The sequence below is a fragment of the Stenotrophomonas sp. TWI602 genome (assembly GCF_039674045.1).
In the GTDB taxonomy this organism is placed as follows: domain Bacteria; phylum Pseudomonadota; class Gammaproteobacteria; order Xanthomonadales; family Xanthomonadaceae; genus Stenotrophomonas.
In genome coordinates this window covers 1-13,431 of sequence record NZ_JBDJMT010000028.1, presented here as the reverse complement: position 1 = coordinate 13,431, position 13,431 = coordinate 1, and the positions used below count along the sequence as shown (strand labels likewise).

At 68.0% G+C, this 13,431-nt stretch carries 11 protein-coding genes; 7 read left to right on the top strand and 4 right to left on the bottom strand.

Features of this window, described 5'->3' with window-relative positions; genetic code table 11:
- Positions 1 to 29: 29 nt before the first annotated feature.
- Positions 30 to 1,061, bottom strand: a complete 1,032-nt coding sequence (gene queA / locus ABE483_RS17095; protein ID WP_346482105.1) for a tRNA preQ1(34) S-adenosylmethionine ribosyltransferase-isomerase QueA — start codon at positions 1,059 to 1,061, stop codon at positions 30 to 32.
- 247 nt (positions 1,062 to 1,308) lie between these two features.
- Between queA and ABE483_RS17090 the strand changes: the two genes are divergently transcribed.
- Together ABE483_RS17090 and ABE483_RS17085 are read left to right on the top strand one after the other, a co-directional pair.
- Entirely contained in the window at positions 1,309 to 2,805 is a 1,497-nt protein-coding gene (locus ABE483_RS17090) for an aminotransferase class III-fold pyridoxal phosphate-dependent enzyme (protein WP_313218031.1), read from the top strand.
- Positions 2,806 to 3,076: 271 nt separating this feature from the next.
- On the top strand, positions 3,077 to 3,670 hold the full coding sequence (locus ABE483_RS17085) for a TIGR00730 family Rossman fold protein (RefSeq protein ID WP_123729018.1): 594 nt from the start codon (positions 3,077 to 3,079) through the stop codon (positions 3,668 to 3,670).
- A 21-nt stretch (positions 3,671 to 3,691) separates the two neighbouring features.
- Here ABE483_RS17085 and ABE483_RS17080 read toward each other — a convergent pair whose 3' ends face one another.
- On the bottom strand, positions 3,692 to 6,574 hold the full coding sequence (locus ABE483_RS17080) for an EAL domain-containing protein (protein ID WP_313218029.1): 2,883 nt from the start codon (positions 6,572 to 6,574) through the stop codon (positions 3,692 to 3,694).
- Positions 6,575 to 6,777: 203 nt separating this feature from the next.
- Here ABE483_RS17080 and ABE483_RS17075 point away from each other — a divergent pair, with 203 nt between their 5' ends.
- From ABE483_RS17075 to ABE483_RS17055, 5 genes are all read left to right on the top strand, one after another.
- The gene (locus tag ABE483_RS17075) at positions 6,778 to 7,332 is read left to right on the top strand and encodes an RNA polymerase sigma factor (protein WP_313211589.1); all 555 of its coding nucleotides are present in this window, start codon (positions 6,778 to 6,780) and stop codon (positions 7,330 to 7,332) included.
- Positions 7,329 to 8,291, top strand: coding sequence for a hypothetical protein (locus ABE483_RS17070; protein ID WP_346482099.1), 963 nt, complete (start codon positions 7,329 to 7,331; stop codon positions 8,289 to 8,291). Before ABE483_RS17075 ends, ABE483_RS17070 begins: the two co-directional genes overlap by 4 nt.
- Before the next feature lie 44 nt (positions 8,292 to 8,335).
- A complete protein-coding gene (locus ABE483_RS17065) occupies positions 8,336 to 8,944 on the top strand; it encodes a YigZ family protein (RefSeq protein ID WP_313211568.1) in 609 nt (202 codons plus the stop codon).
- Complete coding sequence (locus tag ABE483_RS17060) at positions 8,937 to 10,703, top strand: ABC transporter transmembrane domain-containing protein (RefSeq protein WP_346482098.1); 1,767 nt, start codon at positions 8,937 to 8,939, stop codon at positions 10,701 to 10,703. Before ABE483_RS17065 ends, ABE483_RS17060 begins: the two co-directional genes overlap by 8 nt.
- Positions 10,704 to 10,770: 67 nt before the next feature.
- Positions 10,771 to 10,965: a hypothetical protein gene (locus tag ABE483_RS17055; RefSeq protein ID WP_346482097.1), complete on the top strand. Its 195-nt coding sequence runs from the start codon at positions 10,771 to 10,773 to the stop codon at positions 10,963 to 10,965.
- A gap of 147 nt (positions 10,966 to 11,112) precedes the next feature.
- On the opposite strand, the gene ABE483_RS17050 is transcribed toward ABE483_RS17055, so the two are convergent.
- Complete coding sequence (locus tag ABE483_RS17050; protein ID WP_313218024.1) at positions 11,113 to 12,225, bottom strand: prephenate dehydrogenase; 1,113 nt, start codon at positions 12,223 to 12,225, stop codon at positions 11,113 to 11,115.
- A complete protein-coding gene (gene pdxY, locus ABE483_RS17045; RefSeq protein ID WP_313211562.1) occupies positions 12,222 to 13,130 on the bottom strand; it encodes a pyridoxal kinase in 909 nt (302 codons plus the stop codon). The genes ABE483_RS17050 and pdxY overlap by 4 nt, the downstream gene beginning before the upstream one ends.
- Between the last annotated feature and the right edge of the window lie 301 nt (positions 13,131 to 13,431).

Below are 13,431 nucleotides of genomic sequence, written 5' to 3'. Positions count from 1 at the left end.
CGAAAACGGCCGCGCCTGCCCCGCTGCCCTCATTCCCCCTGCGGGAACAGCAGCATCGCATCGCCATAGCTGAAGAAGCGGTACTTCTCCGCGATCGCGGCCTGGTAGGCCTCGAACACCCGGGCCTGGCCGGCAAACGCCGAGATCATCATCAGCAGCGTGCTTTCCGGCAGATGGAAGTTGGTCACCATCGCGTCCACGCTGCGGATCCGGTAGCCCGGCGTGATGAAGATCTGGGTTTCCCCGGCGTAGGGCAGCAGTTCGCCCTCGCGCATGGCGCTTTCCAGCGCACGCACCACGGTGGTCCCGACGCCGATCACCCGGCCGCCCGCAGCCCGGGTGCGGCGCACCTGCTGGACCAGTTCAGCCCCGACGTTCAGCCACTCACGGTGCATCACGTGTTCTTTCAGATCGTCCACGCGGACCGGCTGGAAGGTGCCCGCACCCACGTGCAAGGTCACGTGGCCGAACGCCACGCCCTTGTCCTTCAACGTGGCCAGCAGGGCCTCATCGAAGTGCAGGCCTGCGGTCGGGGCGGCCACCGCGCCGATCTCGCGCGCGAACACGGTCTGGTAGCGCTCGCGGTCGTCCACGCCCGGCTCGCGCTGGATGTAGGGCGGCAGCGGCAGCCGACCGGCGTGCAGCAGCCATTGCTCCAGCGCCTCGGGCACGTGGAACTGCAGCACGTAGAACTCGCCGTCGCGGCCCAGCACCTCGGCCTCGCCACCGGCGTCGAGCGCGATGCGGCTGCCTGGCTTGGGCGACTTGCTGGCGCCGACCTGCGCGCGGGCCTGCTGGCCACCGAGCAGGCGCTCGATCAGGATCTCGACACGGCCGCCGCTGGCCTTCTGGCCGAACAGACGGGCCGGGATCACCCGGGTGTCGTTGAAGACCAGCAGGTCGCCGGGCTGCAGCAGGTCGGGCAGATCGCGCACCTGGCGGTGATCAAACGCGGCCGGGGCCGGCGGCACCACCATCAGGCGGCTCGCCGCGCGCTCGGCGAGCGGAGCCTGGGCAATCAGTTCAGGCGGCAGGTCGTAGTTGAAATCGGACTTCTTCAAGGGAGCGCACGGCAACGTGTAGGCAATGTCGGCCATTGTACGACTGGCTCTCGGTGGCAACGAAGGATTCGCCAAACGTCGCGCAAAATGCTGCTTTGCAACAGTTTTTGACGGGGTTATCGCGCGAAAAACCGCGTGCTAGCATCGAGCCGGAAGTCTGATGCACGAGCAGGAATGCCCGAAGCGCGCGCGAATAGACGCGCGTTTTGCTTTTCCGCCGTGCCGCCATCGTTTCAGGAGATCTGCAATGAGCTTCATCGAACGTCTCGCCCCGCTCCGCGCCCAGCCCGGCACCCGCCTCACCACCGGCCTGGATGACGCCACCCTCGAACGCCTGGCCGCCGGCCACCCCGCCCTGGTCGCCGCCATCGACGCCGCCGCCGCTGAATTCGAGCGCGTGCGCGCCGATCTTGGCGGCCTGCTGGCACTGGACGAGCGCGCCCAGATCGATGCGATGCAGGAGGGGTTCGTCAATTTCTATGCCGATGATGCGGTCACCCCGTACGTTGCCCTCGCCGCCCGTGGCGCATGGGTGGTCACCCTGAAGGGCGCGGTGCTGTACGACGCCGGCGGCTACGGCATGCTCGGCTTCGGGCATACCCCCGAGGCGGTGATGCAGGCGATGGCCGCGCCGCAGGTCATGGCCAATGTGATGACCCCCAGCCTGTCCCAGCAGCGCTTCATCCAGGCGTTGCGCAAGGAGATCGGCCACCGTCGTGGCGGCTGCCCGTACAGCCACTTCATGTGCCTGAACTCGGGCTCCGAAGCGGTAGGGCTGGCCGCCCGCATCGCCGATGTCAACGCCAAGCTGCAGACCGATCCGGGCGCCCGCCACGCCGGTGCGAAGATCAAGCGCGTGGTGGTGAAGGGCAGCTTCCACGGCCGCACCGACCGCCCGGGCCTGTATTCCGATTCCAGTCGCAAGACTTACATGCAGCACCTGGCCAGCTACCGCGGCGAGGACACGGTGATCGCGATCGCGCCGTATGACGAGGAGGCGCTCAAGCGCGTGTTCGCCGAGGCCGAACAGAACCGCTGGTTCATCGAGGCGGTCTTCCTGGAGCCGGTGATGGGCGAAGGCGACCCCGGCCGCTCGGTGCCGCCCGCGTTCTATGCGCTGGCCCGCGAACTGACCCGCCAGCACGGCAGCCTGCTGCTGCTGGATTCGATCCAGGCCGGACTGCGCGCGCACGGCGTGCTCTCGATCGTGGATTACCCGGGCTTCGAAGGCCTGGATGTGCCGGACATGGAAACCTACTCCAAGGCGCTCAACGCGGCCCAGTTCCCGCTTTCCGTGCTGGCCGTGACCGAGCATGCGGCGCAGCTGTATCGCAAGGGCATCTACGGCAACACCATGACCTCCAACCCGCGGGCGCTGGACGTGGCCTGCGCCACGTTGTCGCTGCTGACCCCGCAGGTGCGCGAGAACATCCGCGTGCGCGGCGAGGAAGCCGTGCGCAAGCTGGAACAGCTCAAGACCGAGCTGGGCGGGCTGATCACCAAGGTCCAGGGCACCGGCCTGCTGTTCTCCTGCGAGCTGGCCCCGCAGTTCAAGTGCTATGGCACCGGCTCCACCGAAGAGTGGCTGCGCAACCATGGCATCAATGTGATCCATGGCGGCGAGAACTCGCTGCGCTTCACCCCGCACTTCGGCATGGACGGCGAAGAGCTGGACCTGCTGGTCGGCCTGGTCGGCCGCGCGTTGAAGGAAGGTCCGCGCCGGGAGCAGTCGCAGGCGGCCTGAGGCCGGCGGTACGAACAACGGCAGCCGACCAACGGTCGGCTCTACCCCCATGAACCCCGGTAGAGCCGACCGTTGGTCGGCTGCCACAAACCCGGCAGAGCAACCACTACCCAGCCGCCACCCCCGGCGCCCGATTGGCCCCCGCGCCCGAAACGCGCGATAATCCGCCACCGCACCTGCGGAACGACACCCCGTCACGAGACCAGCGCACCGGTCATCGGCGGGGCTTTTTCGTTTCCGCCGCGTCAGTTTCTGAACACAGGAAGATCCAATGAAGTCGATTTGCGTTTACTGTGGTTCCAACCCCGGCAGCAAGCCGGTCTACACCGAGCGCGCCATCGCGCTGGGCGACCGCATCGCCCGCGACGGCCTGCGCCTGGTCTACGGCGGCGGCAACGTCGGCCTGATGGGCACCGTGGCCAATGCCGTGCTTGAAGGCGGCGGTGAAGTCACCGGCGTGATCCCGCAGCAGCTGGCGGACTGGGAAGTGGCCCACCGTGGCCTGACCGAGCTGGAAATCGTCGGTTCGATGCACGAGCGCAAGTCGCGCATGTTCGATCTGTCCGATGCGTTCGTCGCCCTGCCCGGCGGCTTCGGCACCATGGAAGAAATCTTCGAGATGCTGACTTGGCGCCAGCTGGGCATCGGCAACAAGCCCTGCGCGTTCCTGGATGTGGACGGCTTCTATGCCCCGCTGATCGGCATGATCGATCGCATGGTCGAAGAGCGCTTCCTGCACCCGGCCCAGCGCGCGGACCTGTGGTATGGCTCGGACATCGATGAAATGCTGGCCTGGATGCGTGCCTACGAGCCGGCGCAGGCCTCCAAGTGGATCGACGAAAAGCGGGCCAACGCGCTGCGTTGATGCCTGCGGCCCCGCGACGGTTCAGGCCGTCGCGGGGGTCACCATCGGGGCCGGCCGGCCGAGCAGATAGCCCTGGCCGTAATCGCAGCCGAGCTGCAGCAGCGTATCGTGCTGGGCCTGGGTTTCGATGCCCTCGCCCACCGTTTCGATGCCCAGCGTGCGCGCCAGTGACAGCACGCCCTGCACCAGCGCGTGCGTGCTCTGCATGTCATGGCCGTGCAGGCCGGCGATGAAGGATTGGTCGATCTTCAGCGTCGAGATCGGGAACCGGTGCAGGTAGGACAGCGCCGAGAAGCCGGTGCCGAAATCATCCAGCTGCACCAGCACCCCGCGCTCACGCAGGGTCTGCAGGATGCGCAGCGTGCGCGGGCCATCATCCAGCAGCGCCACCTCGGTGATCTCCAGCCGCAACCGGTGCGGATCGGCGCCGGCCGCTTCGATCAGGCCGAACAGGCGCGTACTGAAATCGGCCGAGCGGAAGTGCCGCGGCGACACATTGACGGACAGATACCCACGGCCACCGCGCGCGAGCTGGGTGATCACCTGTTCGTACAGCAACCAGTCCACCTGTTCGATCAGGCCGCTCTCTTCGCCCAGATCCAGGAACGCACTCGGCAGCAGCAGCCCGCGGCGCTCGTGCTGCCAGCGCAACAGTGCTTCGTGGCCGACCAGCTCACCATCGCTGAGCCGCACGATCGGCTGATAGAACGGCATGAAATCCCGGTTGATGATGGCCCGGCGCAGGTCCGCCTCCAGGTCCAGGCTGCGCAGTGCCTGCTCGCGCATCGCCTCATCGAACACGGCGCAGCGATCATTGCCCTGCGCCTTGGCGCGGTACATCGCCGCATCCGCATCGCGCACCAGTTCCTCGCCGTTGCGGTAACGCGGGTTCCACATGGCGATACCCAGGCTGCCCGAGGGGAACAGTTCGCGCCCCTTCACCCACATCGATTCTTCCAGCGCCACCAGCATGCGCTGGGAAAACTCCAGCGCCGAGGCCAGGCCATCGCCGCACTGGAGCAGGATCGCGAACTCATCCCCGCCCAGCCGTGCGACCACATCCTGTGCGGAGATCATCGAGACGATGCGCTTGGCCACCTCCACCAGCATCTGGTCACCAGCAGCATGGCCGATGCTGTCATTGACCAGCTTGAACCGGTCCAGGTCCAGGAACAGCACGGCAAAGCCCTGGCTTTCGTTGGCGCGCGCACGCACGATCGCGTCTTCCAACCGGTCCAGCAGATGCAGGCGATTGGGCAGTCCAGTCAGCGCGTCGTGCATGGCCTGGTGGGTGAGGCGCTGTTCGGCACGCAGGCGCTCGCCGATCTGGCCCAGCAGCTTGTCGTTGACGTCGGCCAGCTCGCGGGTGCGCTCGTCCACGCGCTTTTCCAGATCGGCATGCGCGTTGCGCAACCGCTCCTGGTCACGCTGGCGCGCCAGTCCGTTGCCGATGTTCTGTGCCACGAAGGTCAGCAGCCGCTGGTCGTGCACGGTGAACACCACCTCCGGTGAATAACTCTGCACCACGATCACGCCGACCACATCGTCATCGCTCAACAACGGCACACCCAGCCAGCAGTTCGAGCGCGCACCGAACTCGCGCACCACGCCACTGTCGCGCAGCGCATCGATGCGCTCACGCGTGGCCAGCAGCGGTTGCCGGTTGCGCACGATGAACTCGGTCAGGCCTTCGCTGAAGGGCCGTGGTGCGCGCGAGGGGTTGTACTCATCCACCGAGTACACGAACTCCAGCCCATCCCCGCGTTCATTGACCAGCGCGATATAGAAGTTGCGCGCATCCAGCAGCGTGCCGACGACGCCATGCACCTGGCCGTAGTACTGCGACAGCGACTCGGCGCTCATCGCCAGCTCGGCGATGTTGAACAGCGCCATCTGCAGTTTCTCAGCACGGCGGCGCTCGACCACCTCCTCCTGCAGATTGCGGTTGGCACGCTGCAGCTCGACCGTGCGGCGCTCGACCTGCCGCTCCAACTGCACCTGCGCCTGGCGCCGGTCCATCGCGGTCAGGATGTGCTGGGCGACATAGCCCAGCAGGGTGCGGTCGGCCTCGCCATAGCGCGCGCGGTGTTCGTAGCTCTGCACCACGATCGCGCCGCACACGCGCCCATCGCGCAGCATCGGCACGCCCAGCCAGTCCAGGCTTTCCGGGCCACGCTCGGGGTCATGTTCGTCATCAAGGACGGCCAGCAGTTCCCGCGAGGGACCGCTCAACGGCTCACCATGCCGCAGCAGCGCGAAGGTGAGGCTGCGTGGCATTTCATGCTCTTCGTAGCTGCGATCCGGGTCGGCAACGAAATCATCTTTCTGGTCGGCGAAATACAGGAAGCGGACCCGGTGGCGGATGTCGTCGTATTCGACGATGAAACAGTTCTGCGCGTACATCAGCGAATTGAGCACGCGATGGAAGTGGCGCAGCATCTCGGCCATTTCCAGGTCCGCACCGGCCAGATCGGCGATTTCATAGAGCGCCTGCTGCAGGCGTTTGGAGTCTTCCAGGGAGGCGATCTCGCGGCGCTGCCGCGCCAGCAGCAGGGTGCTCTGGAACAGGGAGCGCGCCAACGCCCACCAGGTGTCCGGCGGTGTCGTCCCGGCGGCCGGGGTCACGTCCAGCGTCAGGACGGCCCCGCTGTGGTTCCAGCACTGCTGCAGCGCCATGCCGGCCGAGGCCGCCTGACGCCGCGCGGGAACAGGGCCCACCGGCGGGGTGCGGCCCTCAGGATGGGCCAGGGCGCCCTCGCCCAGCACCGGATCCGACCAGGCCAGCGTGATTGCCGCCCCTGCCGGCAACAGGGCGCACAACGCCGTGGCGACCGCGGCAGGGATCACCGCGTCACCGTCCCGTTGCACTGAAGAGGTCACCATCTGGCTGGTCACGTTGCTCATCTCTCGCGTGCCGACTGCCCGGCACCGCCCCTGTCCTGCGAGCATAACGCGCGGACCGGGGGGCAATGGAAGCGCTTCAACCCCGTCCGGCGCTGCTGGACGTTGTTCGTGCTGTGCCCCAGGTCATCACCATGCCATCCCGCTCTGCCGCCCCGCGCGCCATCGACTATGCGAACACCCCCGCAGCGCTTACTCTGTGCGGCGTGGACGCCCTTGCCCTGCCGACCGATGAAGCGCTGATGCTGGCCTGGGCCGGCGGCGACCTGCGTGCATTCGAGGCGCTGTATGGCCGTCATCGCAGCCGTCTGTACAGCTTCCTGCTGCGCCAGCTGCGCGACGGCGCGCTGGCCGATGAGATGTTCCAGGACGTCTGGCAGCGCGTGATCGCCGCGCGCGCCGGCTGGCAGCCGGATGCCGCCTTCACCACCTGGCTGTTCCGGATCGCCCACAACCGCCTCAACGACCACTGGCGTGCGGCCAGGCACCGGCCTGCAGCCCCGATCGACGCCGATGAGCGGGTCGCGGCGATCGCCGATGCGCGCACGCCGGAAACCCAGCTGTCCGAGTTCGAACAACGCCGCCAGCTGCAGCTGGCCATGGAGCAGCTGCCGCCCGAGCAGCGCGAGGTCCTGCAGTTGCGCCTGGAACAGGAACTGAGCCTGGAAGAGATTGCCGAGATCACCGGTGTCGGCCGTGAGACAGTCAAATCACGGCTGCGCTATGCCATGGACAAACTGCGGACGGGGTTGAGCGGATGAACCGCCCGGATCCACTGACCCCGGAAGAACGCGAACTGGCCCGGCTGCTGGGTCGCCCGAGTGCCACCGGCCCGGCGCCGGCGATCGACGAGGCGGTGCTTGCGGCCGCCCGTACGGCAGTGGAAGCACCGGCCGCAGACGCTGCCACCTGGACGCTGCCGCCGGACACCGCCGTGCCTGCGCGACGGCCGCGCTCACGCCTGCCGGCCGTGTTCGGGCTGGCCGCCTCGGTGATCTTCGCCGTGGGCATCGCCTGGCAGCTCAAGCCCGAAGACCCGCCCGCCCCGCCGTTGGCCGAACCGGTCGCCGCACCGGCATCCAGCGCCGCGGTGACCGGGACTGCGCCGGCGATGGAGGCCGCGCCGCCACCGCCCCCCGCCGCGGCACCGCCGGTGGTCCAGCAGCCGCGCGCGGCAAAGACAACGGCGCTCGAACCTGCCCCAGCCGCCGCACCGCCTGCGACCGAGCGTGGGCGGGACATGTCCTCGCCCCGCCCCGAGGCCATCGCCGCGCCAGCACCGCCCGCCCCGGCACCGGTGCAGGCCCCGGCGCCAATGAGGTCGGCCCCGGCACCCCAGGCAGCCTCGGCGTATGCCATGGACACAAGCGAACCGGCGCTGGACAGCGTCGTGGTGACCGGTTCGACGATCGAGCGCGCTGCGCCGCGTGCCGCACTCAAAAACGCACCGCCGGCCAAACCCGCACCCAGCGCTCCCGGCGTGATGCGCCGCGCCGCCGCGCCGATGGCGGCCCCCGCCTCGGCGGACGATGCCGTGCAGGCTTTGCATCAGGCGGTCGCTGCCGATGCCAGCCTGCCGCGCAAGCAGTGGCTCAAGCGCATCCGCGAGCGACGCGATGCCGGCGATGTGGATACCGCACGTGCCAGCCTGGAGCGTTATCTGCAGCAGTACCCGGAAGTGCGCATCCCGCGCGATCTCCGCCAGCTGCTCGAGAACTGACGCGGCGCGTACGGTGATCAGGCATCCCCACTAGAATGATGGGAATGCCCGATACGCTCGCCACCCCCGTCAGCCACAGCCTGGAGATCAAGCACAGCCGCTTCATCGCCCATGCCGCGCCAATCCAGCATGCAGCCGCTGCGTTGGCGTTCCTGCAGCAGGTCGCCGTCGCCGATGCCACCCACAACTGCTGGGCCTACCGCTACGGCAACGACTACCGCTCCAGCGACGACGGCGAGCCGTCCGGCACCGCCGGACGCCCGATCCTGGCCGCCATTGATGGCCAGGGCTTCGATCGCGTGATGGTCGTGGTGACACGATGGTACGGCGGCATCAAGCTCGGTGCCGGCGGCCTGGTCCGTGCCTATGGCGGCACTGCCGCCGAGTGCCTGCGGGTAGCCCCGCGGCTGCCCCTGATCGCCATGGCCGAGCTGGACGTGCAGGCCGGCTTCGAGGATCTGGGCCCGCTGCATGCCGCCCTGGGCGCCCATCTGGCCGAGAAAGTGGACGAAGCGTTCACCGCCGACGGCGTGAACCTGCACCTGCGCTTGCCGGCAGATCAGGTCGAACCGTTGAAAAACCGCCTCCGCGACGCCACTCGTGATCGTGTCCGTATTGAATCCCGCATCGAACCAGGCCCATCGAATGACTGACGCACCCGTTCCGAACGACACGCCGATGCGCCGATTGGGCAGCTTGAACACCTTGTGGCCGTTCGTCCGCCGGCACGTCGGGCTGTTCAGCGCCTGGCTGGTGGCCTTGGCGGTGTCCTCGGTGGCCACCCTGAGCCTGCCGGTCGCGGTGCGCCAGATGATCGACCACGGCTTCACCAGCGGCGGCCAGATCAACAAGGCCTTCGCGCTGCTGTTCCTGGTCGCGGTGGTGCTGGCCCTGGCCACCGCCGCGCGCTTCTTCTTCGTCTCGCTGCTGGGCGAAAAGGTGGTCGCCGATCTGCGCAGCCGCCTGTACGCCCATCTGATCACGCTGGGTGCCGGCTTCCACGACCGCAGCCGCAGCGGCGAGCTGGTCTCGCGCCTGACCGCCGACAGCGAACTGCTGCGCAGCGTGATCGGCTCGACCATGTCGGTGGCCCTGCGCAGCAGCGTGACCGTGGTCGGCAGCCTGGTGATGCTGTTCGTGACCAGCCCGCACCTGGCGGCGTGGTCGCTGGTCGGCATTCCGCTGGCGGTGTTGCCGATCATCATCGGCGCCCGCCGCCTGCGCAACATCGCGCGCGCCAGCCAGGACCGCATCGCCGATGCCAACAGCCTGGCCTCGGAAACCCTGGGGGCGGTACGCACCGTCCAGGCCCACGCCCGCGAACCGTATGAGCGCGGCCGCTTCAATGCCGCGCTGGGCGATGCGATCGGTGCCGCACGCCGCCGCATCCGCGCCCAGTCGATCGTCACCGCCAGCGCCATCGTGCTGGTGTTCGGCGCCATCGTCGGCGTGCTGTGGCTGGGCGCGCACGAGGTGATCGACGGCAACATGAGCGCCGGTACGCTGGGCCAGTTCGTGCTGTATGCGCTGATCGGCGGCGGTTCGGTCGGCGCGCTTGCCGAGGTCTGGAACGAGCTGCAGCGTGCGTCGGGTGGCATGGGTCGCATCGCCGAACTGCTGCAGGAAGACGTGGAGATCACTGCCCCGGCCCATCCCACCGCGTTGCCGCAGCCACTGCGCGGCGAGATCCGTTTCGAGGATGTGGTGTTCCACTACCCCCAGCGCCCGGATACCGCTGCGCTGGACCATGTGGATCTGCACGTGCGCCCGGGTGAAACGGTCGCGCTGGTCGGCCCCTCCGGCGCAGGCAAGAGCACCATCCTGTCGATGCTGCTGCGCTTCCACGATCCCGCGGCCGGTCGCATCCTGGTCGATGGCGAGGATCTGCGCGAGGTCGATCCGGCGCAGCTGCGCGAACAGCTGGCGCTGGTGCCGCAGCAGCCGACCCTGTTTGCCAGCAGTGCGTTCGAGAACATCCGCTATGGCCGCCTGGAGGCAACGGACGAGGAAGTGCAGCGCGCGGCCGAAGCCGCGGAGGCCGATGAATTCCTGCAGGCCCTGCCCGAAGGCTATGCCAGCGAGCTGGGCGAGCGCGGTGCGCGCCTGTCCGGCGGCCAGCAGCAACGCATCGCGATCGCGCGTGCCCTGCTCAAGGACGCGCCGATCCTGCTCCTCGATGAAGCCACCAGTGCACTGGATGCACAAAGCGAGCGCGCGGTGCAGCAGGCGCTGGAGCGGTTGATGGCCGGTCGCACCACGCTGGTGATCGCGCACCGCCTGGCCACCGTGCTGAAGGCTGACCGCATCGTGGTCATGGACCACGGCCGCATCGTCGCCCAGGGCACGCATGCCGAGCTGCTGGCCGAGGGCGGTCTCTACGCCGAACTGGCGCGCCTGCAATTCATCGATTGATGACGGGCCGGTAACACCGGCCATCGCATCCTGCAGCCCTCACTGGATGCGCTGCAGGAGGTGTTTCATGTCGTTCCGACAGTTCCCCGCCACCGACGCCAACGGCGACGATTACGTCATCATCGAGTTCAAGGATGAGCAGGCAGATGCCGTCCCAGGCACCGGCCAGAGCGCGCGTTACGAGCTGGCCGATGGCCGCCATCTGATCCGCGACGGCCGTGAGTTCCGGACGGCAGGCGGCGAGCTTACCCTCGTCACCTGAGGCGTTGAAAAAAAGTTACGCGGATGTTGGTCAATTTTTGACCAAGCATCTTGACAGCCTTTTACCGCAAGGCGCGTACGCACTTATCCACATGTTTGTGCGCACATCATCCACACCTCCTGTGGATGAATGCTGCAGCGCACCGTGTCAGCGCACCAGCACGCGGCCGATACCCGAGGCATCGATCTCGATGGCCGCCGCCTGCAGCGCGAGGGCATCGCTGCCCACCACGAACCCCACCCGGAAGTGCACCTCGCCTGCTGGCGTCCGCGAGGAATGGATCGAGGCCAGGCTCACGCCGTGCCGCTCGAACACATGCAGCAACTCACGCAGTGAACCGGGCCGGTCTTCGGGCAGGTGCACGCTGATCGCGTTGCGTTCGGTCAGATCGGCCAGCAGGTAGCCGACCCGCTCGAAGGTGTAGTTGCCGTCGGCCAGCACCTCCGCACCCATGCTGTCACGGTTGTCCAGCAGCAACTGCTGGCGGAACGCCGCGCGCGCCGCGTCATCGCCCTGCTCCAGCTGTGCCCGCAACTGCTGCAACTGCGCCAACAGGCGGTCCAGCATCGGCGCCACGTGCGGGTTGCCGAACTGGATGTCTTCGTAGATCGCCGGATTGAGCGAGAGGATGCGCGCGATGATCGCGGTATCCAGCTCGAACGAGGCCGAGCGGTACGGCATCAAGGCCGGCAAGGCACCGAGTATCGGCGCGTACTCGCGCAGCACACCGGCCTGGGCCAGGTGGGTGGCATGCACCATCGCCTGCACCAGCGCCATGACCTGGTCGTGATGCTCGGGCGTGGCACGTACGCACTCCGCCTCCAGTGCCTCGCACAGCTGCTGCACGAACGGCTGCCACTGCGTCAGGCGCGCCTCGCAGACCACCATCACCCTGCCCTTCAGCGTCGGTGCCTTGGGCGGAGCCGTCATCGGATGCAGCCCCACCACCTCGGCCTGCGAAGCGAGCATCGCCTCGACCGGGGCCGATTTGACCGAGGTGACATCCAACCACAGACGACCGGCTTCGCGACCAGCCGAGCGCGCAACGTACTCGGCGATCAACGCGGGCGTGTGCCGGATCGGCGCCGAGAAGATCAACACGTCGGCGCGATCAAGCAGCGTTTCCGGACTGTCCGACGCGGGGTCGGCCGGGTCATGGCCGATCACTTCCAGGCCGAGGCGTTGCTCCAGGAAGCGGCGCAGCCAGCGCCCGTAGGCACCGTCGCTGCCGACGATGCCAACCACCGGTGTCAGACTCACGCCAGGCGCTCGGCGACGAAGCGATCCGGCAGTGCCAGTGCCGCCGGCGCCGCCGCCAGCACATCGAACTCTTCATGCCCGTTGGCCAGCGTGGTCTCCAGCGCGACATGCACGCCGGCGATGGCGCGTGAGATCGCCTGTTCGAAGGTTTCCCCACGCAGCAGGAACGCGACCAGCAACGACATCAGCACATCGCCGGTGCCGGCGACGTCCACCGGCAGATGCGGCGAGGACCAGCGCCAGATCGCGTCGCGGCTCACCGCGAGCGTGACCAGCTGACCCGGATCGCCGCCGACGCTGTGCGCCAGCACCCACTCGGGACCGCGCGCCAACAGCGCCTGCGAGGCGGCGATCGCATCGTCCTGGGCCAGGCTGGGCATGCCGGTCAGGCGGCCGAGTTCAAAGGCATTCGGCGTGACCAGCCAGGCATGCGGCAGCAGGCGTTCGGCAAAAACTTTTTCCAGTCCCGGCTCGACGTAAGGGCCGGTGTGGGTGTCGCCAATCACCGGGTCCAGGCAATAACGCAGCTGCGGCGAAGACGGCAGCACCGCATCGAGCCAGTCGGCGAAGGCCGCCCCATTGCCGACACTGCCGAAATAGCCGGAGACCAGCATGCGGGCGCGCTGCGGCAGGCCGCGCTCACCCGCGCCCAGCAGCAGATCGGCGAACCAGTCCGAGGGCAGCACGCGGCCGCGCGTGGTGTCGTAGAACGGCGCATTGCTGAGCAGCGTGGTGGGGATTTCGGCCACGCGCACGCCCAGCGCGCGCAGCGGCGGCACGGCCGCGCTGTTGCCGGCATAGCCGTAAACGAGCTGGGACTGCACCGAGATGACGTCGACCGGCGACGGACCGTCCGGGCGCTGGCGGCGGCCGTGGACCAGGTGGCTTTCGAGGGATTCGTTCATGCCGACATTTTACGCCCGGTGCCGCCCGGTAGAGCCACCCCATGGGTGGCTGTCGATCCACGGTAGAGCCACCCCATGGGTGGCTGTCGATCCACGGTAGAGCCACCCCATGGGTGGCTGTCGATCCACGGTAGGGCCACCCCATGGGTGGCTGTCGATCCACCCGGCACCGCGTGCAGCCACCCATGGGGTGGCTCTTATCTCTTGCCGATCTGGCACTTTAGGTGCCGAGAGCCCGGCGTGGGCGACCGTGTGGCTCTAGGTCTTGCGACCGCTGGGTAGCTTGGGTCCCCACGCCGGT